Source organism: Streptococcus mutans, assembly GCF_006739205.1.
GTDB classification, from domain to species: domain Bacteria; phylum Bacillota; class Bacilli; order Lactobacillales; family Streptococcaceae; genus Streptococcus; species Streptococcus mutans.
Genome location: NZ_AP019720.1, coordinates 463,960 through 488,230, shown reverse-complemented (window position 1 = coordinate 488,230; position 24,271 = coordinate 463,960). Strand labels below are relative to the sequence as shown.

The following is a 24,271-nucleotide window of genomic DNA, read 5'->3' as shown; positions in this document are numbered from 1 at the left end:
CTCCTTAAATTTATCTTAAATATTAGTCATCAATAAGAATACTGAATTATCTGAATATTGTCAAGCATATTTCCTCATTTTTTATAGGTGCCCTCTTAGCGCATTAAACTGCCTACAAAATTTTGATCAATCGTATCAATATAGGATGGAAGAACCTTTTTGACAAATTTAAGAGCACCAATCTCTTCAATGATTTTATCAGTTTCGTCTTGAGCAATATAGAGTACTGAATAACGCATTCGCCGAGAATGGTAAACGACGTTGCCATACTTATTAAGCTTTCTGGCATCACGATTATAATAAAGATAAACAATAAGACCTAGTCTTTTTTTCTTTTCAAACATTTTCTCTTATCTTTCCTTAATATTATTGCCATATCCTTTTTTGTGAGGTGGTTTATGCGGTGCCAGCGGTAAACCCGTATCTACAAAAACATCAGATGAAACAGATTCTGCTATTTTTTGAGCAATCTTAGCTAGAACTTCCTGTAAATCCACTTCGGCTCTGCGAAGTGCAATAACTTTTTCGTTCAAATCAAGCTGACGTTTTTTTTCAAACATCTTTCGCCTCAATTGCTTTACTTCCGGACGGTATTTAATAAAAGTTTTTTGATCATTGTAATCTTCATTATAATGTTGAAAATTACTAATTTCTTTTTGCAAATTTTTATCAGCTAAAAATGCTTTTTGAGCTGCCTTGTATGTCCTGACCACCTCCAAATTTAAAAAAGCAGCCACAAGATCATCAAGAGTATCTTCAATTGCAAATAATTGACTGTTAATTTTTAACATATTTCTATTATAACAAAAAAATGATTTTCCGCTTTGTTTATTACCTCTTTTCAGAAAATCATAGTTTTTCTACTCAACTCAAAAAGCTAAGTCATTATAACTCAGCTTTTCTACTTATTTTAATTCATTATTTTCCATGATTTCATCGATGAAGCCATACTTTAATGTTTCCTTAGCATCCATCCAATAATCACGTTCAGCATCCTTATGAATTTGTTTTACTGTTTTTCCAGAATTATCCGATAGAATCTTTTCTAATTTTTTGCGTGTTTTAAGCAATTGTTCGGCAGCAATAGCCATATCAGACTGCTGTGTGCCACCGCCTGTACCGCCCATTGGCTGATGGATAAGATATTCTGCATTTGGTAACATAAAACGTTTTCCTTTGGCACCGCTAGAAGCGATGATTGTTCCCATGGAAGCAGCAATACCCATAACAATCGTTTGAACATCAGACTTAATAAAGTTCATCGTATCAACAATAGCAAGACCAGCTGAAACAGAACCACCCGGTGAGTTAATATAAAGATAAATGTCTTTGGTATTATCTTGTGCATCAAGAAACAGTAACTGAGCAATAATGGAATTTGCCATATTGTCTTCAACAGGACCAGTTAACATAATAATACGATCTTTTAATAGACGTGAATAAATATCATAAGAGCGTTCACCACGGCTCGTTTGTTCAATAACTACAGGAATCATACTGTATTTCTCCTTTAATTCAATCTTGGAGTTATTATATCCTATTGGTCAAAAAAGGTCAAATATTTACATTGATTTTTGACAACTTTTTTAAAGTGAGGATCTATCAAGTAACTCTTAACCCCTGAGCTGTTCTTGTGACAATTCCCTTTTAAAATCCTTAAAAGCAAAATTTATCAGACTTAACCTCGTTATCCCATTTTAAGCTCGGGAAATAACAGTCCACTGGACTTAGCCTCGCTATCTCATTTCAGGCTCGGGAAATAACAGTCCACTGGACTTAGCCTCGCTATCTCATTTTCAGGCTCGGGAAATAACAGTCCACTGGACTGTTATTTTGTGCCAAACAAGCGATCGCCTGCATCCCCAAGACCTGGAACAATATAGCCCTTTTCATTTAGTTTTTCATCAAGAGCCGCTGTATAAATATCAATATCGGGATGTGCTTCCTGTAATTTCTTAAGGCCTTCAGGAGCCGAAACAAGACAAACAAATTTGATATTGGCTGCTCCTCTTTTTTTAAGAGAATCAATAGCCAAGACAGCCGAACCTCCAGTTGCTAACATGGGATCAACCACAAAAATCTGACGTTGGTCAATATCTTCAGGTAATTTAACCAGATATTCTACCGGCTCCAATGTTTCTTCATCACGATACATACCAATATGACCAACTTTAGCTGCTGGTACCAAACTCAAGAGTCCGTCAACCATACCAATACCAGCACGCAAAATTGGAACAATGGCCAATTTCTTTCCTGTCAACTGTTTTTGTACAGTCTTAGTAATCGGCGTTTCAATCTCAACCTCTTCTAGCGGCAATTCACGGGAGACTTCATACCCCATAAGCATAGCAATTTCATTGACTAATTCACGAAAATGCTTTGTTGAAGTATCTTTACGACGTAAAATAGAGAGTTTGTGCTGAATGAGCGGATGCGAAATGATTTGAAATTTCCCCATAATGTATCCTTTTTCTATTTTGTATTTTCTGTGACCATTATAGCATAAAAAAGCCGATAAATTCCAATCAAATCTTAAATTTGAGAGGAAGCCATTACCTAATTTGTTCCTCTTTTTAAGAAGTAACAGATAGCACATTAGATATAAAACCTCAACAAGGCAAGAACTATAGCTACCATAATGTACAAATAAGCAGAGATAGCAAAAAATCAAGTCATCAAAAAGATATTTTTGATAAAAGTAACTGTATATAAAAACATTCCAAAAATCGGACAGGATTTGCCAATTTCAAGAATGTTTTAAAAATATTTTTTATTTTCCAAAGACACTGATAATGCGACTTAGTGCTTCTTGAACTGTATTTTTAGGTGTCGCAACATTAAGACGAGCAAAGTACTTGCCTTCCTTACCGAAGTGTGCGCCATCATTGAGGACAACTTTTGCTTCATTTTGCAGTTTTTCACTCAGTTGAGACTGAGCAATAGCATAAGCAGAAAAATCCAGCCAAACCAAATAAGTACCTTCAGGTTCCATCACTTTGATTTTCGTTTTTGTTTCTAATTCCTTTATGACCAGTTTAATATTTCCCTCAATAACTGTTTTGAGCTCTTCCAACCAAGGTTTTCCATATTGGAAGGCCGCTTGAGTTGCTATCATCCCAACGGTTGGCACTTCATGCTGATTGTTAGCCAACTGCCTATATTGAAATTTTCGACGCAAACTCTCATTTTGAATAATAGCAAAGCTGCTTTTAGTTCCTGCAATATTAAATGTTTTAGTTGCTGAACTTAGAATAATCGTAAAATCCTTGTATGAAGCATCTAAAGTGTTGAGGGAATGATGTGTATTTCCAAAAAGAGCCAAATCCTGATGAATTTCATCAGAAACTAAAATCACACCATGCTTCTTGCAAAGCTCAGCTATTTTGATCAAATCATCATTATCCCAAACACGCCCACCAGGATTATGAGGACTGCAAAGAAGATAAATTTTGACATTATTGTCAATAATATCTTTCTCCAGCTGTTCAAAATCAATCTCGAAACGTCCATTAATAATTTGAAGAGAATTTTCTACCAACCGACGGTCATTTAGTCTGATTGTACGTGCGAAAGGATAATAGACGGGTGAGTTAATTAAAACAGCATCTCCTTTTTCACTAAAAGCCTGCAGAGCTATTGAAATGGCTGGAACAACGCCATCAATGAAAAGAATATCTTCTTTTACAACAGCATAGTCATGCTCCTTTTTTTCCCAATCAATAACCGCTTGATAGAGGTCATCGTTAAAATAGTTATAACCAAAAATATGTTCTCGTCCATAATTAATAATAGCTTCTTTAATTTCTGGTACAGGCAAAAAGTCCATATCAGCCACCCACATCTGGAGAAGTTCTGGATTATTTTCAGAAGTTTTCCACTTATAGGTAAATTGGTTAAGACGGTCAGGTCTTGTTGTAAAATCATATCGTCCCATCTCTTTTATCTCCTTTAAGCTTCTAAAGCAACTTTTAAATCATCAATCAAGTCTTCCGCATCTTCAATTCCAATGGACAGACGCAGTAAGTCATCTGTCAAACCATAGGAATGACGCACTTCCTCCGGTATATCCAAGTGTGTCTGTGTCGCTGGATAAGTAATTAAACTTTCAACGCCACCTAAACTTTCTGCAAAGGTGAACAGCTGTAAATGATTGAGAATTTGCGGAATTTTTTTTTCATCCACAACTTTAAAAGAAATCATTCCGCCTTTTCCTGTATAAAGTACCTCTTTAACAGCAGGTGATTTTTCTAAATAAGCAACAACTGTCTTAGCATTTTGTGTTGCTTTTTCCATACGCAATTTAAGTGTTTTCAGACCGCGCATCAGCAAATAAGCATCTAAGGGCGAGAGTGTTGGACCTGTTGTATTTTGGTCATAAAAAAGCTTATCGTAAATTTCTTGATCGCTGGTCATTAAAACACCGGCAAGAACATCATTATGACCTGATAGATACTTGGTTGCTGAATGCAAAACCACATCAGCACCTAAAACGAGCGGATTTTGATAAATAGGGCTGTAAAAAGTGTTATCAACAATGACCTTGGCACCATGCTTATGAGCTGCTTGAGCAACTTTACTAATGTCAAATTCAATCATGAGCGGATTGGTTGGCGTTTCGATAAAAACATAATCGGTCTCATCTGAAATGGCAGCAATCATATCAGTTTCTGTATTGGTGTAAACAAAAGAAAATCTTCCTGCTTTTTCCTGTTCGTTAAACCAACGAAAAGAACCACCATATAAATCACGCGCCGCAACTACCTTACTCCCAATAGGAAAGCCAGTAAAAAGCAAAACAAGCGCCGCCATACCCGACGATGTTACTAAAGCGTATTTAGCCTTTTCAATTTTAGCCAGCGTTTCTTCAAGAACAGTGCGGGTAGGATTTTTTGTCCGTGTGTAATCAAAACCTGTTGATTGACCAAATTGAGGATGCTGATAAGTTGTTGACAAATGAATAGGAGCCGTCAGAGCTCCTGTTGTCTTGTCCGTATTAATTCCTGCATGTGCCAGAATAGTATCTAATTTATAGTCTTCAGTCATCGTTTTTACCTTTCGAATCTAATGCAATTATTTTACCACGTATTCCCAAAAATGACGGACTTTTACCCTATTCTATTTCTTGATAGTTAGCTATAAAAAGAAACTATAAGCAAACTTACCATCTTAGTTTTTTTATTACCATGCTAGAAGCTCTACGGCACTACTAATATAGTTAGTGATTTGCGAGGATCCAAAAATCCCAATGAAAAACCATTGGGACAGCTCATTAATTCATATGCAGCTTCCGACGAAGGCTGACCGCCTTAGTACCCAACATTTTATCAAGAAGATGAGTAGCTAAAGCCAAGATACCATAAACAACTATACCAATAAAACCAATCACTGTAATGTAAATAAGACTAGCGATTCGACTATTATCTGATAGAATTAGCCCCAGCAGCCAAGTTGCCAAAACGACAACAATAGTCATGATTGCTGTCAAAATCAACACTAAAAGGCTTGTTCTTCTAATGGCAGTGCGATTAAAGCCTGTAATTTTTTGTATTTGAAGGTACATCAGAATAATTGGAATGAATAGGGCAAACGTTGTTGCTAATATTGGACCATAGGCCTGCAAGAAATAAATGAGAGGAACTTGTAAAACAAATTTAGCAATAACACCATAAATAAAGTAACGAATAGCCTTACGATTTTCAAATAAAGCCTGCAGCATCGGAGCTAAAACCGTATAGATAGCTAAAATAATTGTCTGCAGTAAAGAAACGATGAACAGCCCCAACGCTTGTCCCTGAGGCAGACCGTAAAAAATAGTATAGAGCGGCTTAGCTAAAATAACAGCTCCTATAATGGCAGGAATGATAAAAATCATCAGCATTTGTAAATTATTAACAACTAAGCGTGCCGCAGCTTTTTTATCTTTTTTGACAAAATTCTCTGTTAACAAGGGAATACCGACACCTGCAATCGCTGTCGCAACAGCAATCAAAATCATCGTAACCTTGCCTGGATTTGTCGAAAAATAGGCAAACATAACTTTTAATTCTCTATCACTATAATGTGTGAAAAGAGCCATACTATTGCCAAAAGTGAATTGATCAATCAGTTTAAAAACCTGAATAGCCGAACCTGTAACGATAAAAGGAATAGCCTCCTTAACTGTTTCAATAAGGAGATCCTTAGTATCAATATCAACCTTTTCAGACTTTTTGCCAAATAAGGCATCTAATAAATCGTTTTCCCATAGGAAATAAATAAGAACGGCAATCCCTGCAAACATTCCGACAAAGGCAGCAAAAGTAGACTGTGTTACTGCGTCAACATAGTCTCCTGAGCTCATCTTCATGATAAAGAAAGCTGTTAAAAGCATCCAAATAACCCGAACAACTTGTTCAGCTATTTGACTTATGGCATAAGGTTTGAGATTATTAAACCCTTGAAAAAAGCCTCTTAAAACGCTCATGGACGGAAAAACAAGAACTGCCAAAGTTAAACTTCTAAGAACAGGTACTAAGTCTTGACCGCCACGGCTCATACTGGCAAAAACAGGTGATCCTATATACATAATAACAGCAAAGATGGCACCTAAACCAAGCATAAAATGCAAAATCTTCCGCACAAGATAGGTACTTTTTTTAGGGTCTCCCAGTGTGTTATACTTTGAAACCTGTTTAGCAACAGCAACAGGAATACCGACAGTTGAAATCAGTAAAAAAAGGGCATAGATTTCATAACCCATTCCAAAAAGAGCATTAGCTTCTGCTGCATATTTTCCCATCCATGCATACCAAGGAATAATATAAACAGCTCCGAGGAGACGGCTAATGAAATTACCAGCAGTCAGCCAGGCAGTTCCTCGAACCATTTGCTCTTGCTGTGTCATCTTTGTTTCTTTATCAGACATTTAAATTCTTTCTAGCATTTTGATAAATTTATTATAAACTTTTGATTGATACTTGTAAAACACTAACTTTAAGTCTAAAATAAAAGGTATGATTACAATTGAAACAGTATTAACGATTCTTAAAAATAATGCTAATTTTCGCGAAATAATTGATGGTGAGCATTATCAATACAAATACTCAAATCCAGAAGTGGCTTTTCATCACATTTCTTATGATAGTCGTGACATTAAAGCCTCAACCCTCTTTTTTGTTAAGGGAGCAACTTTCAAAAAAGAATTTCTAGAAAAAGCTATCGAAAGCGGATTAACCTTTTATGTAGCAGAAAAAGATTATCAAGTGGGTATTCCGCTTATTCTTGTTAATAATATCAAAAATGCCATGTGTCTGATTGCTAAGGAATTTTATGACAACCCTCAAGATAAGTTGAAAACTTTGGCTTTTACAGGAACTAAAGGCAAAACAACAGCTGCTTATTTTGCTTATCATATCTTAAAGCAAGGCTACCGTCCGGCCATGATTTCTACCATGAACACAACCCTAGATGGAAAAACTTTCTTCAAATCAAAACTAACAACCCCCGAGAGCTTAGATCTTTTTAAAATGATGGCACAGGCAGTTGCTAATGGCATGACTCATCTCATTATGGAAGTCTCAAGTCAAGCTTACCTAGTTGGCCGTGTTTACGGACTGACTTTTGATGTTGGTGTTTTTCTCAATATTAGTCCTGATCATATTGGACCGATTGAACATCCTACTTTTGAAGATTATTTTTACCATAAGCGTCTTTTACTGAAACATAGTCGTTATGTTATCGTCAATAGTCAGATGAATCATTTTGCACTCATCAAAGAACAGGTTGCCGACCAGCCACATGATTTCTATGGGAAATATTCTGACAATCAAATTATAAACAGCAAGGCTTTTTCATTTGATCTGACGGGCAAATTAGCAGGCCATTATGACATTCAGCTGACAGGCTCGTTCAATCAAGAAAATGCAGTTGCTGCTGCCTTGGCCTGCTTACAGCTAGGAGCTAGCCAGACTGATATTCAAAAAGGCATCGTTCAAACAACGGTGCCGGGGCGCATGGAAGTTCTCATTCAAAAGAATGGTGCTAAGGTCTTTATTGATTATGCTCACAACGGAGATAGTTTAGAAAAACTATTGTCAGTTGTTGAAGAACATCAAAAAGGAACTTTAATTCTTATTCTTGGCGCTCCTGGAAATAAAGGAGAAAGCCGCCGAGCTGATTTTGGTTATGTTATCAATGCTCATCCAGAGTTGCAAGTTATTTTAACTGCAGATGATCCTAACAATGAAGACCCACAGCTTATCTCTCAAGAGATTGCTCATCATATCAAACGTCCAGTAAACATTATTGTTGATCGTAAGCAAGCTATTCAAAAAGCTATGTCATTGACGCAGTCTGAAAACGATGCTGTCATTATAGCTGGTAAAGGAGCTGATGCTTTTCAAATTGTTAAGGGAAAGCGCACAGCATATGCTGGTGATATTGAAGTGGCTAGAAAATACCTTTAGCTAAAAATTAAAAAAGTGGATCAGACTATTTAAAGTTTTCGCTATATTGTTCGCCAACAGTCGTTAAGGTTAGGCATAGCATACTAATCCTTATTCGTTTACTTTTACACCAAGTTGGCTAATTTTTACTTTAAAATAAACTTGTTATAATTTTTATCGCTTTACTCATAACAAATGACTAATTAACATTTTACATTAAAAGCAGAAAACAATTTAGAAAGAAGGATACAAGCATGATCATAGCAGTCTGTTTAGGAATTCTTTTTGTTATCATTTTAGGGGTTCTTTTCATTTTTACCATGAGATCTTTTCACAATTTTAAGTACAGCTCACAAGGAATCCCTAACACTCCTGACTATTATGCCAATCCTAGTAAACTTTCTCTTTATAAAACTGATATTGCTGGTCTTACTATTGAACACGTAACAGGAGATTATCTCAATGGATTCAGGATAATTCCAGATAACATTAAGTATAAAGGTGTTATTGTAACTTTTGGGGGCTCCGATGGCACGCCTGCTTATGAACAAGCTATTCAATTAGCTCAAGAAGGTTATCAGGTTTTAGCCCTATTCTTCTTTGGTATGCCCAATCAACATCCAACACTTGCTGAAGTGCCAGTAGAATATTATCAAGAAATTGAAAGCTATATTTCACAACACTTTAGTCAACCTGATATGATTACTGTAATTGGAACATCTAAAGGTGCAGAATATGCCCTACTGCTTGCCAGTCTCTATGATTCTATTGATAATGTTGTTCTATATGCTCCTTCTAGCCACATTTATGCTGGCTTGGATTTTAGAAACTACTCCTCTTCTTGGTCACAAAATGGTAAAGCACTGCCTTACTTGGATGTCCGTTCAGAAAATTCTCTAAAACTCTTCTATAATTTTTTGATAAAAACACCTATTTCTTATTATCATACCTACAAACAGGCTTTAGATAAGGATAAAAACAGTGAAGACAAACGTATTAAAGTTGAAAAGACAAAAGCAAATATTCTCATTTTTGCCGGAGAAAATGACAGGATGTGGCCAAGTGCTGAATCTGCAAGACTGATCGAAAAGTATCAGCCAAATCATACGCAAGTGACTATCTACAAAGAAGCTGGCCATCTTTTTGCCGGAGACGGAATTGTTGACAGCCGCGGCATATACCTGTCGGTTGGTGGAAATAAAGCAGCTAATGAGACTGCTAAAAAGGACAGTGACCAAAGACTCAAAAAACAGTTAAGCATTTGGCATAGCTAATGTAATTTTCGCTTAATAAAAATTATTTAAACAATAACTGAATAATTCTATAAGTGTCAAGCAATGATATTTAACTTACTTAGAGAGTGAAACACAAATCATGATAGAAATTGATTTTGCAGTTCCAGTCTCATATCCTTATGAGGTTACTCTAAAAAGTTAAGTCTTAAAATCTTATCATACCATCATTGGTCTGGAATTTTGATTCCAGATCTTTTTATTGCCAAAAGAAGCCGTTAGTTGTCCCTTTTGCAGGACATGACCTTCCACTGCTTTTAAAAGTTTGCTTTTTCTTGTCCAGCGATTTAAATTCAAGGAACAATCCAGACTGTAAATGGTAAAGCGATACTTATGATTTTGACCTAGCGGTGGTTTTGGACCAGCATAACGATGCCAACCATAAGCTATTCCCTGTCTAGCTTCTTGAGGATCTGCTACTTCAAATCCGTAAGAAATATTAGCCTTGATATAACTAGAAGCAGGAAGATTCCAAATCAACCAATGCGTGAATTCCCTTTTGAGAGGATGTGTCAAATCTTCTAAAGTAATAGCAAGTGTTTTTGCATGAGGAGAAAGATTTTTGATAAAAAATTCAGGTGATCTGTCTTCTCCCTTGCCCGTATGTTCAAGTGGAAATTCACCGCCTTCAGGAATTGTTGGGCAAACAAAGTCTAATCTTTCTATCATGACAAACACCTCCTCTCTACTTTCTTTATTCATTATCTAACAAATTTGAATATTTATCCCATAATTGTGATGAGTAAACCTTGGCCTGATCAGATTTTTTGACAGCTTGCCAAAGAATGGAAGCGACTTTCATTTTATTTTTAATCCCTTTAGTCTTTTTATCTGCACAAAAATCCTTGTAAAATTGATTCCATTGGCAGGAACGATTATCATATCTTGCGTAATCAGATTTTCCAGCATAAACATCTAAAAGATCTTGGATAGTAAAGCTAAGATCATTTTCTGCCTTGACTTTCCTCCATGCTGTTGCCATATCTGCAGTAAATTTAAAGGGTTCAACTCCGGTTTGCCGGGCAAAATATTCCCTAAATTTTTGGTTAAAGGCAAAGCCGCATAGCAGCAAAGAACTGGATAAGCTGAGCTCTTGTGTCGCTTTTGGTTTAAAAGGCTTAGTCTTCCTTTCAACTGCTTTCATTGGTTCTCCTGCAAAATAAGCCTTTATCCTATCGTTTAATTCCTGCTTTGTTCCCCAATGTGCACAGTCCAGTTGCTGACAAATATGCAACAATTCTTTCTGATACCAATAATACTTGCAAAACTCTTCATAGGTTTTAATCTGGAAAAAATCAGGACGCTTAACCACAATCTACTCCTTTTTATGACAAACAGCTTCAATGTTATTGCCATCTGGGTCAATCAAGAAAGCCGCGTAATAATTGGGATGGTAATTTTCTCTGATGCCTGGAGCACCATTATCAAGAGCCCCTGCCTTCAAACCAGCCTGATAAAACTTTCTCACTTCTTCTCGTGTTTGGGCATTGAAAGCAAAATGCATTGGCGGGAACTTTTCTCCTGATCCAAGCCAAAAATCTCCTGCAGGATCTGCACTGCGGACTTCTGCAAAACTAGCAGCGAAAGAATTGTCAACCCTTAGTTCATAGCCTAAAGGTGCTAAGGTTGCCTGATAAAAGGCTTTGCTCTTTTCTAAATCTTGTACGGTAATGCCGAAATGATCAATCATAGTAATGCCTCCTCCCCTTTATTATACATTTTTTCAAAATAAGATGATATTAAAAGCTGTTTAATGATAAAAGCCCACTTTGTTAAAATGGTACCAATCCTCTATTTCTTGGGGATTTTTAACATGTAGTAAAAAGAAAATTTCTCTAGCAAATTCTAAGGCTGCTGTCCCATTTGCTGTCACAATACCACCATCACTGACTGCCTGTTCTTCTACATAAAAGTCTTCTCCACGATAATGAGGAGCCTGCTTTTTCATAAATTCAAGGCTATTGCCAGTGTGCTTGACATGATCTAAATAAGCATTTTCAGCTAAAAAACTGGTTGCAGCACAAATGGCAGCAATCGGTATTTGCTGGCGAGCAGCATAGTCTACTACAGGCAGAATGTCAGTATTTTCCCCTGCCAGCCAACTATCTCCGCCAGAAATAATCAGCAGTTTAAATTCCTTAGGGTAATCCGTCATATCATAGTCAGGCATCACGCGAAATCCGCCCATGGATGTTTTAGGCTGTTTATCTAAACTAATGGTTTTAACTTGAAAGGGACTGTCCTGTCTATTTAATTCCGAGCAGACATGAGATGGCTCCCAGTCTGCATAACCATCAAATACATAAACAAGAACGTCATTTTTCATTATCCTACCTACTTTCTCTTTTATCGCCTATTAGTATAACCTAAAAAAGATGACAACTTTATGTCACCTTTTATAGAATGATTTAATTTTGTCCAACTTTTTCTCAACTAGCTGCTGCAATTCAATTGGTGCAAGAACACTGACCTTTGTTAGTAATTGAAAAACCAAATCACAAGCCATAGCTAAATTTGACGTATAAAAAGTAACCATGCCTTCTTTTTCAGAAGCAGCTAGTATAGAAGCATCCATCACTTTGGTTATAGCAAAGGCATCCTCAGGATGATAAGTCAAAACAACCTTGTCATAACCTTCAACAGGTTCCAAAGAAAAATCAGAATAAGCTGTGCTTTTTAATGTTAAAGCTGGATAAGGACGTCCGGTGAATTTTTCTTCTAATAAGGTTAAAGATGCCATACACCGCAGTTTAAAAAGACGAAAAGCCTGTCGTTTATGACAAAAGGCATGCAGATACCAGGCTGAATCTTTAAAAACTAATTGATAGGGCTCAATTTTGCGCTTCCTTCTGCCAGAACTTGAAATATAATCCAATAAAACACAAATTCTTTCTTCAATAGTCTTTTGCAGTATTTCAATTTTCTTTTGAATAAGGCTGTCAGCATACCAAGAAGAAAAATTAATATCATAATCTGCTAAAGGATTACTCTTTTCCTCAGGCAGAAGTTTCGCTATCAAGGCAATCAATTCTGGCTGCTGCTTAATGCTTTGTAAGCCCTTTAAAGCAGAGTAAAGATTTTTAGTATCTGCTTTTGATAGGATGCGTTTGTCTATCTGATAGTTTTTCATCAGCGAAAGTCCACCGTCGCGACCAGCATAGGAAACAATGGGAATTCCTGCTTGATTAAGGCTTTCTAAATCTCGATAAATAGTCCGTTTGGACACCTCAAATTTTTCTGCTAGTTCTTTAGCTGTTATCCTATTTCTATCTGAAAGTAGGGATAAAATAGCCAGTAATCTTTCTAATTTCATTTTCCCCTATCACTTCCCTGTTGCTTTTAAGAATAATAAGAATGATTAAAAACAAATTTATGATGCGAAAATCAATTTTTCCTTATCAAAAGTCATTTTCAAACAATAACTCTGTTTATCTACTTGCTCCAAATAACCTAAGAGCACTAAGGCTTGGACAAAAATATCAGGACGTTTCTGCTTGACCACATCCTTACCCCAAAATTTCAAAAGAAAGGTAGTCATGTATTTGAGAGCATAATTCGGATTGACATCACCCAATAAATGATACAAGGGTTTTTGTTTTCTTGATAGAAGAAAATTTTCATTAAGTTTAAAAAAGTAGTTAGATAAGGTTAAGGCATCTCTGCTAATATCCGTCTTTTCAATGATAAGAGCTGTATTTGTCTGGTTAGACAAATAGGTCTCAAAAGTTAAGGCTAACAGATCTTGATAAATAGATGACTGGTCATCTACAAAAATCTGACTATCCAGTGTCAAACCATCAAGGTTCTCTAACAGCTCAAAAGCATTGTAATAATGTTTATTTTCACGTAAAACATAACCCGCTTGCACATAGTCCTCAATAGATCGTTCTAGATGCTCAGTATCAGCAAAATTCCTCTTAATCTGCCGCAAAGTGACATCATCATGTATTTGCAAATAGTTGATAAGTTTTATGAAAAATGGCTGACGCGTTAATTTATCGCCATTATAAATTTTAATCATGAAAATATTATAGCAAAAATTCGGTCTTCTAGACTAATTTTCCATAAAAGTATGGCCAATTAAGATACGAAAACAACAGATAGTATCTTCAATTTTTTTATAAAAAATGAGGATTAGAACAATAGTTGCATTGATTCATCTATAATGTACTCCAAAAAAGTTTACAAAGAAAAAAGACAGCTCTCACCGTCTTTCATTTAAATTTTTTACCCATTAAAACTTTCCGTTAATTGAGGTACAACTTGTTTCTTACGTGATACAGCACCTGCTAAGAAGGCATGGTTATTTTTAAGTGTGAAATTAAAAGCTGCTTCTACTTTATCAGTATTGTTGCCCAATGCTAAGATTTCCGAATTTGAATTTAAAATATCAGTAATCATCAAGACAAAATCAGAGTATCCATTAGCTGCTTGTGATGCTTTAATGGCTTCTTCAATTTCATTTTGACGTTCCAAAACTTCATTGATATCAACCGTATTGACTTGAGCTACACGTACTTGACTACCATTGAGTTCAAATGTTTTAGCATCAATATCAACAAGTTGCGCAGCCGTTTTACTTGCTAAATTGGTACCAGCCTTAAGCATAGCCAAACCATATTCCTGCAAGTCAACACCTGCAATTTTGGCTAAATCTTCTGCAACAGCTGGATCAGAGGCATGAGTCGTTGGTGATTTCAAAAGAAGTGTATCTGAAATCAAACCTGACAGCATCACTCCTGCAATTTCCTTAGGAATAGCAACACCATTTTCCTTGTAAAGCCGATAAACGATTGATGAAGCAGATCCAACTGGTTCTAAACGCATATAAAGAGGATTTGCTGTTTCAAAATTAGCGACACGATGATGATCTACAACTTCAACGACTTCAACTTCGCGGATATCTGCGATAGATTGCTGAAATTCATTATGGTCTGTTAAGATGACTTGTTTGGCACCTTCTGCTTGAGCTGACTTAACAACAGGCGGTGCTTGAATACCAAAATAATCAAGTACAAAAGCTGTCTCCTCATTTGGATTTCCTAAAGCTACTGCTTGAGCATCTACGCCGAGTTGACGTTTTAAATATGCATAAGCCATTGATGAACCGATTGCATCTGAATCGGGATTTTGATGACCAAAAACTAAAATTTTAGACATAACAATTACCTCTTTTCTTCCTCTCATTTTACCAAATTTGATTTCATTAGGCAAAAAGGTCTCACTTAAACTGAAAAGGATTACCAGTATAAGTGGCCCACTTTTTACTTAAAAAGTGATTATTAATCTTATAAGCTGGTTGGAGCTGTTTCTTGGATAAGAAGGGATTGACCTCTTTATCAAAAGCCAGCCAACCATTCCAACCAAGATGAATGGTATCCTGCATGAAATAAGGCTGATCACCATTTTTTGATAAATCAGCAATGTTATCAAAACCTTGGCTCTGTAACTGATATTTTATTTTTTCAACCGTCTTTTGATACATATCTTGGCTTAGACCTGTATATTCAACCCATTTGGCATTAACCGGCGGAATAACAAATATGACTTTGGTCTTTGACTTTGCTAATTGAGTTAACGCCAGCTGTAAATCATTGTATTCTGGAGACTGTAAATAAGACAGTTGCTTTTGGAAGCCTTTGAGTCTTTTCAATTGTCCTTTAATACGTTTATTATAAAAATGATCATTAATTTCAAATTGATTTGTTTTTGTTAACCTTTGACCATCTTTGCTAGCAATTTGACTTAAGGTTCCATAAGAAAAGTGCTTGGGCAATTTTTTGACATGCGGCAATACACGACGTTCATAATTATCACTAAAGGTCAGACTTCCAAATAAAGCGTCTTCTTTTTTCAAGAAACTCTTAATAAGGCGCAGGCTTGCCCTATCAAAGCTATTTAAGGTTTTACCAGCCGCAATTTTTTTTATCATACCTTGCAAATTCGAACTCGGTTTAATGTCTAATAAACGTTTAGCTGCATAACGATCCGCTGTACTTCCTGTTTGATTTAAGAGAAAATCAGCTAATTGTTCAGAACTAAAATACTGCTGAAAAGCGATAGGACTTGTCCCCTTTGGAACGAACCACTGAGGAGAAATAACATAGACAGCCTTTTTATTTTTAATCTGATTACCAATTTGCTGCATGCCAAAATAATGTGACAAAGAGGTTGACCCTTTTTGTCCCAGTAAATAGGGACGATAAGAACGATTATAACGCTCTGCTAGAACAGATGGATGCATATTATCAATACGTTGCCACTCACTAGAACCAAAAAAGGGGACAAAGAGGTGCCTTTTGTCTGACAATGCACGCATTTTTTTATTGGTACTTTTAAAACTACTAGGTGATAAAGCTACAGCATCGTTTTTTTCTTCATTATAATTATGACTTAAATGTTTAGCTGGATAGAACATAATTAAAGAAAAAACCAAAACTAGGGCACAGAAAACTGGCCCCAAAATCAACCATAACCGTTTAAGCATTTCGTAACTCCGTTATACCCTCAATAATTTTATTGGCTGTATTCCAATCATCACGACCAAATTCAGAAACAGGAACAGTGATATCAAAATGATTTTCCAATTCAACAATTAATTCAACAGTTCCCATGCTATCTAAAACACCTGCATCGAATAGATCTTCATCCATCATATCTGATACATCTTCCATAAAAAGCTCATCAATAATTTTTAAAACCTCTGATTTTATATCCATTGTAAATACTCCTTTTATTTCTTTGATAATTGATCTGCAAACCACAAGTCATTTAAGAATCCTGAGAAAATCAGAAATGATAACATGACAACATTAAAGGTAATGACAATACCTAACGCTCTTGTCCAGCCATTTTCTGGCAAAGGTGATAAATTCTTTGCTTTTCTCTCTTTGTTCAGTCTTTTCTTTTTACGAAGCCAAGCGTCGTTGAGTACTAAACCGACACCGTGAAATAGACCATAGGTAATATAGTACCAAGTTACGCCATGCCAAAATCCCATAATCAGCATATTCACAATATAAGCAACACTTGATGTAACATTGCGATTTTTGAAGACCTTATTTTTGACTAAAACTTTGACAAGACGCATAAAAACAAAGTCTCTAAACCAAAAAGACAAACTCATATGCCAGCGATTCCAAAATTCCTTCAAATCTTGTGATTTAAACGGTTGGTTAAAATTAGTTGGACTCTTGATTCCCATAAAGTTAGAGATAGCTATGGCAAACATTGAATAACCAGCAAAGTCAAAAAATAAGTCTAGTCCATAAATATACATGACTCCTAAAGTCGGCCAATTGAACCAACCACCTTTTTGCAGGGCCATTTCTTTCAACCCCGGTAAAATCATTGTTCCCAATATTTGCGCTAAAACAAACTTATAGAAAAAACCAAGCATGATATAGTGAACAGATTGTTCCAACATATCTAGCAATTCATCTTTATCAGGAATCTTCTCATAATCATCATTAAATCTTCTGAAACGATCAATGGGCCCACTTGAAAAAGTAGGCATAAACAGCATAAAACGGATAAATTCCCAAAATGTAAATGACGTGAGAACACCGTCTCGCATTTCCATAATCATACCTACTGAACGAAAGGTAAGATAGGATATACCCAAAAAACCAAATAAAGATTGTTGATTTGTCCAAATCGCAGGAGTAATCTTTACCAAAGATAAAGGTAAGATAGACATGAAGACATGAAGATAAAAAATCCACTTATTATCCCGTGATTTTCTATAAAATTTATAACTATAGACACAGAAAATTTGCCAAATGATATAGAAAAACAAGGCAAAGATTTGATGCGACTTTTCACCTGTCAACATTAAAACAATAAAAATCAGACTAACAAAAGCCTCATAAAGAGGAAAGCGTTTCTTAAAAAAGAGGCCTATAAAAATTGGTAAGACAGCCAAAATAATATAGAAAAAATATTGAGGATTTCCATAAGCTTCTAAGTGAGGAAGATTCTTGAAAAAATCAATCATTTTTTGTTTACCTCACTCATCAAACCTTTAATATCAATTTTACCATTAGGTGTTAAAGGTAAATCTTTACGGTACAAAAACTTAGAAGGCATCATGTAATCCATCATAACATCTTGCAAATCAGCCTTAATAGCCTTGGTAATGTCAAGTGCTCTCTCAAATTGCTCTTCTACACCATCTTTTAAGACAACATAAGCTAAAAGATTTTGCACCTTATGGTCTTTATTATAACGGGGAACAGCTACAGCAGATGCGATATATTGCGATTTGTTAAGATTTTGAGAGACTTCTTCCAACTCAATACGATAGCCATTGAATTTAATCTGAAAATCCATACGACCGCCATAGAGCAAGAGACCTTCATCTGTCATACTTCCCAAATCACCAGTATGATAAGCTGGCAAACCTTCAAATTCAAAGAAAGCTGCTGCTGTTCGTTCAGGATTATTGAGATACCCCTTAGAGACTGCCGGACCGGAAACAATAATCTCTCCTTGCTGACCATTTGCCAGTTTATGACCTGACTCATCAATAATAAAGGTTGGCGAATCTGGTTTTGTATAGCCAATTGGCAGACGCTTGCATGTTTCAAGCATTTTATCAGTGACAGCCAAAGCTGATAAAGCAACAGTTGCTTCTGTTGGCCCATAAGCGTTGACAATTCTTGCTTGCGGAAAACGCTGACGCAATTTTTTAGCCGTCTTAACCGTCAACTCTTCTCCGTCAAAATAGAAATGAGTTAAATGAGGCAATTGCTGTGCATTAAAGTCATCTGACAGCATAGCCATATCAACAAAGGAAGGTGTTGATGTCCACACACCAATGGGTAATTGGTTAATAGTTGTAAATAATTGTTTGAAATCTGCGGTTATTTCTTTAGGAAGAGCAAAAAGGGTCCCACCTAAAGCCAATGTTGGCGCCCAATACATCACTGACAAATCAAAAGAGTAAGGCGGTTGTGCCAGCATTTGCGGCCTATGAGGTGTTGCAAAAGCTTCTGCATTAATCATCCAATTAGTAAAACTAAGCAGATTGTCATGTGAAATCTGTACTCCTTTAGGTTTACCAGTTGTCCCTGAAGTAAAGATGATATAGTAGGTATCATCCCCCTTAACCGCATGATTGATTTGATAAGATAGCTTTTGTTTAAAAATTTCTTCTAATTGACTATACTGAATTACTGGGACTTGAAGATTGTCAATTGGGAAATCATCAACAGCAATAACTAAACTTGGCTCTGCTACCTCTAAAATAGCCTCAATACGTTCTAAGGCTGAATGATGATCAATAGGAATATAGGCATGCCCTGATTTTGTCAGAGCAACAAAACTAGCCAGCATGGCATATTCCTGTCCTCCAAAGACAACTACTGGTGATTTTGCTGTTAAATCTAACTGATCAAGATGAGCTGCAAGCGAATCAGAATCAGCTTTTAATTCTCCATAGGTATGGATTTCTCCTAAAATATTATAAACCGGAAATTCTGCCTGTTCTTGAGCAAAATTTTCAATTGTTGCAATCATATCTTTTATTTTTTTATTAGCCATTGTTACTTCCTAAAATTCGTTGTAGATAAATTCTCCCTGACCTTGACCAAGGTAACTAAAGAAATAGAGCAAAATCAAAAATATAACGGAATAAAATAAAGTTTGTAATAAAAATTTATAGATTGTTCTTCGTTTTTTCATCTTAATTTATCAAACAGCCTCCTCATTCAGATTGCCATACTTTATTTAAATATACCTTAAAATAATTCAATAACAAAGTCCATTATATCAAAAATATGCTATAAAGATAGGAAATTTATTGTTTTTTTGACAAAAAATTGTTAAATAGCAGTTCGCTCTGCTCTAATAATTATCTCTCAATACACTGTCTATTCTTTTATTTTTTCTAATCACAATTTAAAAAGAAAAAGCTTGAAATAGCTCTTTCTAAAAGCAACTTTCAAGCTTTTTCTTAGATTTGTTTAGAAGCCTATTGCATCTATTGATTGACTTTTTTTGCCAGTTAGCTTTAGAGGATCAGCACGCGAGCAACCGACTCCGTCATTTTATTGCTAAAATCGAAACTTGTAATCTCTAATTTGCCAGTATTGTTACCAAAGGTATTGATACTGTGACACAGCAGCAACTGGTCAGTATTCCCATCGCTTTTATTTTGTAGACGGATAGGTCTACTAAGATGACAACGTCACCTAAATGAGCTTAGCGCTCTTCCTACTTAAAAAAAGCCATAAAAAGATTAATTTGTTTCCAAACAAGACTATTATTTAATTGGATAAGCTGACTGACTTATTAACTTCACCAAACTTGAAAAAGTAGCATAACAAAATAAACTTTCACTTTCTTTTATCCTTTTCTTTTAATGATTAATCCTCTTTTTATATTCTTCATATGTTTCCGTATGCATTAACTTTTTAGCATTGCGCACACGATCTGGTGTTGGCGGTTTAACACCTTCCAAAGGATAAGGAATCCCTAATTCACGCCATTTGAATTCACCCATTGTATGATAAGGAAGAATTTCAAACCGTTGAACATTCTTCAATGTTTTGACATACTCACCCAACTTTATTAAATCTTCATCCCGATCAGTCAGACCAGGGACTAAGACATGGCGAATCCAAACAGGTTTTCCAATATCAGATAAATAACGCGCACAAGCTAAAATAGTTTTATTGCTATGACCAGTGACAATTTTATGTTGGTCAGGATTAATCTCTTTAATATCTAACAATACTAAATCAGTGACAGCCATTAACTTTTCATATTTTTCAAGATATTTTGGTGTGTTTCTAAAAGTCAGAGCACAGGTATCCAAGGTCGTATGAATTCCCTTTTCTTTTGCTAAAGAAAAGAGGGCAATTAAAAAATCCATCTGGAGCGTTGCTTCACCACCAGAAACAGTAATACCTCCTGTATCTCCCCAAAAATCTTTAAAACGTAAAGCTTCTTTAAAGACATCTCCTGCAGTCCTTTCTGTTGCTCTATCATTCTTCATTGCCCAAGTATCAGGATTGTGGCAATATTGACAACGCATTTGGCACCCTTGCATAAAAACAACAAAGCGTATACCAGGTCCGTCTACAGACCCAAAAGATTCTGTAGAATTAACAAGTCCTGTTACTTTTTCGTAGTCAACTTTTTCTATCATGATTTTTCTTTCCTGTAAACGTTTTTCTGATTACTATTATAACACTTTAAAAGTAAAAAAGACTAACATTATGTTTAGTCTTTTTCATCTTCCTTTTCTTCAACCTCTGAAACGAGAATCTTCAGTTTGGTAACCCGACCATCCTTAACTTTATCATTAATCAGTTCAAGGTGTTTGCCATTACTCTCTACTTCAAAGTGTTCTTTTTCTTCTTGACTTGGAATTGTTCCGACACCAGTCAGATAAAAACCAGCAATCGTATCAACATTATCACTTTCAAGGTCAGTTTCAAAGTACTCATTAAAATCATTAAGTGTCATTGTTCCCAAAACAATATAGGTATTATCTGCAATTTCACGAACAGAAATGGCTGTTTTGTCTGTCTCATCATCAATTTCACCAACAATTTCTTCTAATAAGTCTTCTAAGGTGACAAGACCTGCCACACCGCCATACTCATCAAGTAGGATAGCCATCTGATTTTGGGTATTTTTTAAAGCGGTCAAAAGGTCATTTACAACAATAGTTTCTGGTACAAAAAGCGGCTCTTGCAAAATACGGCGAAGATTGATGTGATCAAAACCTTCCTTGAAACCAGCATTCAATAAATTTTTAGTATGAATGATTCCAATAATCTTATCTTTATCATCATCGTAAACAGGAATCCGCGAAAATCTTTCATTGAGAATGGTTTGGATAATATCACTAGAATCATCATTAATATCCACCATAAAAGCATCTGTACGAGGAACCATCACTTCACGTGCCATCAATTCATCTAGTGAAAAGACACCTTGCAGCATTTCAATTTCATCAGCATCTAGAGTCTCTTCACTGTTTGTCAACATGTATTCAATTTCATCACGGGTCATTTTCTCATCGGCATCATCAAAGGTCATAGGAGTGAGGCGACTTAATAGATTTGTTGAGACCGAAAGCAGCCAAACAAAAGGGCTAACCACTTTGCCAAGAAAAATAATAACAGGTGCTGACAGCACAGCTAAATTTTCCTTGAGATTCATAGCAATACGTTTAGGATACAATTCACCCAAAACAATAGAAATATAGGTCAAAAAAGCTAAAGAAATAAGACTTCCTGCCGTTCTGGCAGTAGCTGAATTGCCAAACCAAACAGCAATTTCACGCCCTAAAGAATCTGCCAAACTCGCTCCGGATAAAAGGGTAATAAGAGTAATACCAACCTGAATGGTTGATAGAAAATTATTAGGATTTTCCAAAACTTTTAGCAGACGGATATACTTTTTTTCGCCCTCTTCAGCCTTTTGTTCAACGCGTGCACGATTAAGAGATACAAGAGCCATTTCAGTAGCTGAGAAAAAAGCATTGCAAAGCGTTAAAATCAGTAATAATAAAAATTGTAAGATCAAGGACTGGCTACCGGGGTCTTCCATTAGTTATCTCTCCTAAAATTAATATAGTTAGTCTATTATAACACAATTTTATTTTTCTTGTGGTAATCATAAACACCTACAAGGAATTTTACAATTTCTTTAATGATAGCATAAGCTGGTACAGCAACTAACATACCAACCAAACCAGCAATATTGCCACCTAACACCAAGAGAACCATTATCGTTAAAGGATGAATTTTCATGGTACTTCCTACAACACGTGGGTAGACAATATTCCCATCAATTTGCTGCAAGGTCATAATATAAATAATAGCAATAATCATCTTCTTAGGATCGCTGACCACATAAGCTAAAACAACTGGTGTCAAACCTAAGTAAGGGCCAACATAAGGAATAACATTAGTAATCCCAGCAACTAAAGCAAATAAGAAAGCATACTGGACGCCCATAATCTGATAACCAATTAAAGCAAAAACAAATATGAAGGCAGCATCAATAGCTACACCACTAATATAACGAGAAATGGTTTTGTTCATTTGATTCAGTAATTGACTGATATTATGCCTATCATTTTTCAATATAGTACGATCTAACATGGGCATTAAACCATCTTTGTCCTTGAGGAGATAAAAAAGAATAACGGGTGTAAGAACCAGAATCATCACCGTATTTGTAATCATATAAACAATACTTGAGACACTAACTGTCACGCTATCCAAAACATTTGTCAAAATATCAACATAAGATAAATTGAACTGTTTTAAAAGAACAGGGATATCAATATTTTTAAAGGCAGGATTGCTTTTCCATTCATTGAATAAATCCTGCAAACCCACATAAATATTTTGGCTGGCTGAAATAAGATCTGTTAGCTGATTAATCAAATTGGGAATCAGACTGGTAATAGAAAAAACCAGCAAGGAAAGCAATACAGCAAAAATAAGAGTGATCCCCCAAATACGTTTAATTTTAAAACGGTTTTCTAAAAAAGTGACAATAGGATTAGTAATATAATAAAGAAAACCTCCCAATAAAAAAGGAAGAAAAAACGTTTTAGCAACACTGAAAAAAGGATTAAAGATACTTCCCATTTGCCGCCAGATAAAGAGAATCAAAGTGACCAGTAAAATTTCTACTGTCCAGAAAAACAATTTACTACTCTTAAACATAATCCCTCCTTTTGCGCTTATTTTAACATATTTTTATGTTATAATAAATAACAAGTAAGCAACAAAGAGGTAAAAAATGGCACTCATTTCCATGAAAAATGTGACCTTAAAAAAACAGGGCAAAATCTTGCTCAACAATCTTAATTGGAAAGTCAAAAAGGGAGAAAATTGGGTTATTCTAGGTCTTAACGGTTCTGGAAAAACCACTCTTTTAAAACTTATTATGGCGGAGTATTGGTCAACACAAGGACAGGTTGAAGTTCTCAATACTAGGTTTGGTCAGGGTGATATTCCCAATATGCGGACTAAAATCGGTGTCGTGGGCTCTTTTATTGCTGAGCGACTCCCTGCAAATATGTTGGCTGAAAAGATCGTGCTAACTGGTAAATACAAATCAAGCATTCTCTACAAGGAATACGACGAAACAGAACTTAATGAAGCACGCCAAATGCTTACTGTCATCGGCGGAAAACACTTGCTTGGTCGCATCTATAGCAGCCTCTCACAAGGTGAAAAACAACTCCTCCTTATTGCGCGCAGCCTTATGGAAGATCCTGAAATCATTATTTTGGATGAAGCAACCAGCGGACTGGATCTTTTTGCCCGTGAAAAATTGCTAACACAAGTTGAAAAGATTACTGAGTTACCACATGCTCCAACTATCCTTTATGTTACCCACCATGCTGAAGAAATCACTGATAAAATGAGTCATATCCTCCTCCTTCGTAGAGGTAAAATAGTGGCTCAAGGTCCTAAAAAAGATATTATTACACCTCAAGTCCTTGAAAATTTTTATGAAAGTCCCGTCAATATCATTTCCATTGATGACAAACGTTTCTTTATCAAACCGCAAGTATGAACA

General features: G+C 35.7%; 25 protein-coding genes. 3 read left to right on the top strand and 22 right to left on the bottom strand.

The window, feature by feature from the left end; genetic code table 11:
* Positions 1 to 95 precede the first annotated feature (95 nt).
* From FNL60_RS02665 to FNL60_RS02635, 7 genes are all read right to left on the bottom strand, one after another.
* The gene (locus FNL60_RS02665) at positions 96 to 344 is read right to left on the bottom strand and encodes a YlbG family protein (RefSeq protein ID WP_002262674.1); all 249 of its coding nucleotides are present in this window, start codon (positions 342 to 344) and stop codon (positions 96 to 98) included.
* Positions 345 to 350: 6 nt separating this feature from the next.
* Complete coding sequence (locus tag FNL60_RS02660; RefSeq protein ID WP_002275751.1) at positions 351 to 791, bottom strand: YlbF/YmcA family competence regulator; 441 nt, start codon at positions 789 to 791, stop codon at positions 351 to 353.
* Between the two features lie 114 nt (positions 792 to 905).
* Positions 906 to 1,520, bottom strand: a complete 615-nt coding sequence (gene clpP / locus FNL60_RS02655; RefSeq protein ID WP_255262943.1) for an ATP-dependent Clp protease proteolytic subunit ClpP — start codon at positions 1,518 to 1,520, stop codon at positions 906 to 908.
* A 308-nt stretch (positions 1,521 to 1,828) separates the two neighbouring features.
* The gene (upp, locus tag FNL60_RS02650; RefSeq protein ID WP_002262598.1) at positions 1,829 to 2,458 is read right to left on the bottom strand and encodes a uracil phosphoribosyltransferase; all 630 of its coding nucleotides are present in this window, start codon (positions 2,456 to 2,458) and stop codon (positions 1,829 to 1,831) included.
* Between the two features lie 312 nt (positions 2,459 to 2,770).
* Entirely contained in the window at positions 2,771 to 3,934 is a 1,164-nt protein-coding gene (locus FNL60_RS02645) for a MalY/PatB family protein (RefSeq protein WP_002280182.1), read from the bottom strand.
* A gap of 14 nt (positions 3,935 to 3,948) precedes the next feature.
* The gene (locus FNL60_RS02640; protein WP_002268067.1) at positions 3,949 to 5,043 is read right to left on the bottom strand and encodes a cystathionine gamma-synthase; all 1,095 of its coding nucleotides are present in this window, start codon (positions 5,041 to 5,043) and stop codon (positions 3,949 to 3,951) included.
* Between the two features lie 226 nt (positions 5,044 to 5,269).
* The gene (locus FNL60_RS02635; protein WP_002280181.1) at positions 5,270 to 6,904 is read right to left on the bottom strand and encodes a putative polysaccharide biosynthesis protein; all 1,635 of its coding nucleotides are present in this window, start codon (positions 6,902 to 6,904) and stop codon (positions 5,270 to 5,272) included.
* Positions 6,905 to 6,992: 88 nt separating this feature from the next.
* Between FNL60_RS02635 and FNL60_RS02630 the strand changes: the two genes are divergently transcribed.
* Both FNL60_RS02630 and FNL60_RS02625 read left to right on the top strand, forming a co-directional pair.
* Positions 6,993 to 8,444 (top strand): UDP-N-acetylmuramoyl-L-alanyl-D-glutamate--L-lysine ligase, encoded by a 1,452-nt coding sequence (locus FNL60_RS02630; RefSeq protein ID WP_002280180.1) that lies wholly within the window; start codon positions 6,993 to 6,995, stop codon positions 8,442 to 8,444.
* A gap of 233 nt (positions 8,445 to 8,677) precedes the next feature.
* Positions 8,678 to 9,697: an acyl-CoA thioester hydrolase/BAAT C-terminal domain-containing protein gene (locus FNL60_RS02625; protein WP_002280179.1), complete on the top strand. Its 1,020-nt coding sequence runs from the start codon at positions 8,678 to 8,680 to the stop codon at positions 9,695 to 9,697.
* Between the two features lie 177 nt (positions 9,698 to 9,874).
* On the opposite strand, the gene FNL60_RS02620 is transcribed toward FNL60_RS02625, so the two are convergent.
* The 15 genes from FNL60_RS02620 to FNL60_RS02550 form a co-directional block, all read right to left on the bottom strand.
* Complete coding sequence (locus FNL60_RS02620; protein ID WP_002270163.1) at positions 9,875 to 10,384, bottom strand: YbhB/YbcL family Raf kinase inhibitor-like protein; 510 nt, start codon at positions 10,382 to 10,384, stop codon at positions 9,875 to 9,877.
* Positions 10,385 to 10,409: 25 nt separating this feature from the next.
* Complete coding sequence (locus FNL60_RS02615) at positions 10,410 to 11,027, bottom strand: SAP domain-containing protein (RefSeq protein ID WP_002280178.1); 618 nt, start codon at positions 11,025 to 11,027, stop codon at positions 10,410 to 10,412.
* A 3-nt stretch (positions 11,028 to 11,030) separates the two neighbouring features.
* Entirely contained in the window at positions 11,031 to 11,405 is a 375-nt protein-coding gene (locus FNL60_RS02610; protein WP_002272356.1) for a VOC family protein, read from the bottom strand.
* A gap of 60 nt (positions 11,406 to 11,465) precedes the next feature.
* Positions 11,466 to 12,041 carry a type 1 glutamine amidotransferase family protein gene (locus tag FNL60_RS02605; RefSeq protein ID WP_002280177.1) on the bottom strand — a complete coding sequence of 192 codons (576 nt, stop codon included), beginning with the start codon at positions 12,039 to 12,041 and terminating at the stop codon, positions 11,466 to 11,468.
* Positions 12,042 to 12,104: 63 nt separating this feature from the next.
* The gene (locus tag FNL60_RS02600; RefSeq protein WP_002280176.1) at positions 12,105 to 13,028 is read right to left on the bottom strand and encodes a helix-turn-helix transcriptional regulator; all 924 of its coding nucleotides are present in this window, start codon (positions 13,026 to 13,028) and stop codon (positions 12,105 to 12,107) included.
* A gap of 57 nt (positions 13,029 to 13,085) precedes the next feature.
* Positions 13,086 to 13,736, bottom strand: coding sequence for a DUF1803 domain-containing protein (locus FNL60_RS02595; RefSeq protein WP_002280175.1), 651 nt, complete (start codon positions 13,734 to 13,736; stop codon positions 13,086 to 13,088).
* Between the two features lie 206 nt (positions 13,737 to 13,942).
* On the bottom strand, positions 13,943 to 14,875 hold the full coding sequence (locus FNL60_RS02590) for a manganese-dependent inorganic pyrophosphatase (RefSeq protein WP_002262586.1): 933 nt from the start codon (positions 14,873 to 14,875) through the stop codon (positions 13,943 to 13,945).
* Between the two features lie 61 nt (positions 14,876 to 14,936).
* Complete coding sequence (gene dltD, locus FNL60_RS02585) at positions 14,937 to 16,202, bottom strand: D-alanyl-lipoteichoic acid biosynthesis protein DltD (protein WP_002280174.1); 1,266 nt, start codon at positions 16,200 to 16,202, stop codon at positions 14,937 to 14,939.
* Positions 16,195 to 16,434, bottom strand: a complete 240-nt coding sequence (dltC, locus tag FNL60_RS02580; RefSeq protein WP_002262584.1) for a D-alanine--poly(phosphoribitol) ligase subunit DltC — start codon at positions 16,432 to 16,434, stop codon at positions 16,195 to 16,197. Before dltC ends, dltD begins: the two co-directional genes overlap by 8 nt.
* A 14-nt stretch (positions 16,435 to 16,448) precedes the next feature.
* On the bottom strand, positions 16,449 to 17,711 hold the full coding sequence (gene dltB / locus FNL60_RS02575) for a D-alanyl-lipoteichoic acid biosynthesis protein DltB (RefSeq protein ID WP_002266844.1): 1,263 nt from the start codon (positions 17,709 to 17,711) through the stop codon (positions 16,449 to 16,451).
* Entirely contained in the window at positions 17,708 to 19,258 is a 1,551-nt protein-coding gene (gene dltA / locus FNL60_RS02570; RefSeq protein ID WP_002262582.1) for a D-alanine--poly(phosphoribitol) ligase subunit DltA, read from the bottom strand. The genes dltB and dltA overlap by 4 nt, the downstream gene beginning before the upstream one ends.
* A gap of 9 nt (positions 19,259 to 19,267) precedes the next feature.
* Positions 19,268 to 19,399 carry a teichoic acid D-Ala incorporation-associated protein DltX gene (locus tag FNL60_RS02565; RefSeq protein ID WP_002262581.1) on the bottom strand — a complete coding sequence of 44 codons (132 nt, stop codon included), beginning with the start codon at positions 19,397 to 19,399 and terminating at the stop codon, positions 19,268 to 19,270.
* A gap of 676 nt (positions 19,400 to 20,075) precedes the next feature.
* Entirely contained in the window at positions 20,076 to 20,867 is a 792-nt protein-coding gene (gene pflA, locus FNL60_RS02560; protein ID WP_002262580.1) for a pyruvate formate-lyase-activating protein, read from the bottom strand.
* Between the two features lie 74 nt (positions 20,868 to 20,941).
* Entirely contained in the window at positions 20,942 to 22,279 is a 1,338-nt protein-coding gene (locus tag FNL60_RS02555; protein WP_002262579.1) for a hemolysin family protein, read from the bottom strand.
* Between the two features lie 35 nt (positions 22,280 to 22,314).
* Positions 22,315 to 23,409, bottom strand: coding sequence for an AI-2E family transporter (locus FNL60_RS02550; protein WP_002262578.1), 1,095 nt, complete (start codon positions 23,407 to 23,409; stop codon positions 22,315 to 22,317).
* Positions 23,410 to 23,485: 76 nt separating this feature from the next.
* On the opposite strand from FNL60_RS02550, the gene FNL60_RS02545 reads away from it, so the two are divergent.
* Positions 23,486 to 24,268: an ABC transporter ATP-binding protein gene (locus FNL60_RS02545; RefSeq protein WP_002265948.1), complete on the top strand. Its 783-nt coding sequence runs from the start codon at positions 23,486 to 23,488 to the stop codon at positions 24,266 to 24,268.
* Positions 24,269 to 24,271 lie beyond the last annotated feature (3 nt).

Coding starts and splice junctions, on each gene's coding strand:
- FNL60_RS02625 (WP_002280179.1), top strand. CDS start 8,678: ATGATCATAGCAGTCTGTTTAGGAATTCTTTTTGTTATCATTTTAGGG.
- FNL60_RS02660 (WP_002275751.1), bottom strand. CDS start 791: ATGTTAAAAATTAACAGTCAATTATTTGCAATTGAAGATACTCTTGAT.
- FNL60_RS02590 (WP_002262586.1), bottom strand. CDS start 14,875: ATGTCTAAAATTTTAGTTTTTGGTCATCAAAATCCCGATTCAGATGCA.
- FNL60_RS02640 (WP_002268067.1), bottom strand. CDS start 5,043: ATGACTGAAGACTATAAATTAGATACTATTCTGGCACATGCAGGAATT.
- FNL60_RS02620 (WP_002270163.1), bottom strand. CDS start 10,384: ATGATAGAAAGATTAGACTTTGTTTGCCCAACAATTCCTGAAGGCGGT.
- FNL60_RS02630 (WP_002280180.1), top strand. CDS start 6,993: ATGATTACAATTGAAACAGTATTAACGATTCTTAAAAATAATGCTAAT.
- pflA (WP_002262580.1), bottom strand. CDS start 20,867: ATGATAGAAAAAGTTGACTACGAAAAAGTAACAGGACTTGTTAATTCT.
- FNL60_RS02610 (WP_002272356.1), bottom strand. CDS start 11,405: ATGATTGATCATTTCGGCATTACCGTACAAGATTTAGAAAAGAGCAAA.
- FNL60_RS02545 (WP_002265948.1), top strand. CDS start 23,486: ATGGCACTCATTTCCATGAAAAATGTGACCTTAAAAAAACAGGGCAAA.
- upp (WP_002262598.1), bottom strand. CDS start 2,458: ATGGGGAAATTTCAAATCATTTCGCATCCGCTCATTCAGCACAAACTC.
- FNL60_RS02555 (WP_002262579.1), bottom strand. CDS start 22,279: ATGGAAGACCCCGGTAGCCAGTCCTTGATCTTACAATTTTTATTATTA.
- FNL60_RS02600 (WP_002280176.1), bottom strand. CDS start 13,028: ATGAAATTAGAAAGATTACTGGCTATTTTATCCCTACTTTCAGATAGA.
- FNL60_RS02565 (WP_002262581.1), bottom strand. CDS start 19,399: ATGAAAAAACGAAGAACAATCTATAAATTTTTATTACAAACTTTATTT.
- FNL60_RS02550 (WP_002262578.1), bottom strand. CDS start 23,409: ATGTTTAAGAGTAGTAAATTGTTTTTCTGGACAGTAGAAATTTTACTG.
- FNL60_RS02605 (WP_002280177.1), bottom strand. CDS start 12,041: ATGAAAAATGACGTTCTTGTTTATGTATTTGATGGTTATGCAGACTGG.
- FNL60_RS02635 (WP_002280181.1), bottom strand. CDS start 6,904: ATGTCTGATAAAGAAACAAAGATGACACAGCAAGAGCAAATGGTTCGA.
- FNL60_RS02665 (WP_002262674.1), bottom strand. CDS start 344: ATGTTTGAAAAGAAAAAAAGACTAGGTCTTATTGTTTATCTTTATTAT.
- dltB (WP_002266844.1), bottom strand. CDS start 17,711: ATGATTGATTTTTTCAAGAATCTTCCTCACTTAGAAGCTTATGGAAAT.
- FNL60_RS02595 (WP_002280175.1), bottom strand. CDS start 13,736: ATGATTAAAATTTATAATGGCGATAAATTAACGCGTCAGCCATTTTTC.
- dltD (WP_002280174.1), bottom strand. CDS start 16,202: ATGCTTAAACGGTTATGGTTGATTTTGGGGCCAGTTTTCTGTGCCCTA.
- dltA (WP_002262582.1), bottom strand. CDS start 19,258: ATGGCTAATAAAAAAATAAAAGATATGATTGCAACAATTGAAAATTTT.
- FNL60_RS02645 (WP_002280182.1), bottom strand. CDS start 3,934: ATGGGACGATATGATTTTACAACAAGACCTGACCGTCTTAACCAATTT.
- dltC (WP_002262584.1), bottom strand. CDS start 16,434: ATGGATATAAAATCAGAGGTTTTAAAAATTATTGATGAGCTTTTTATG.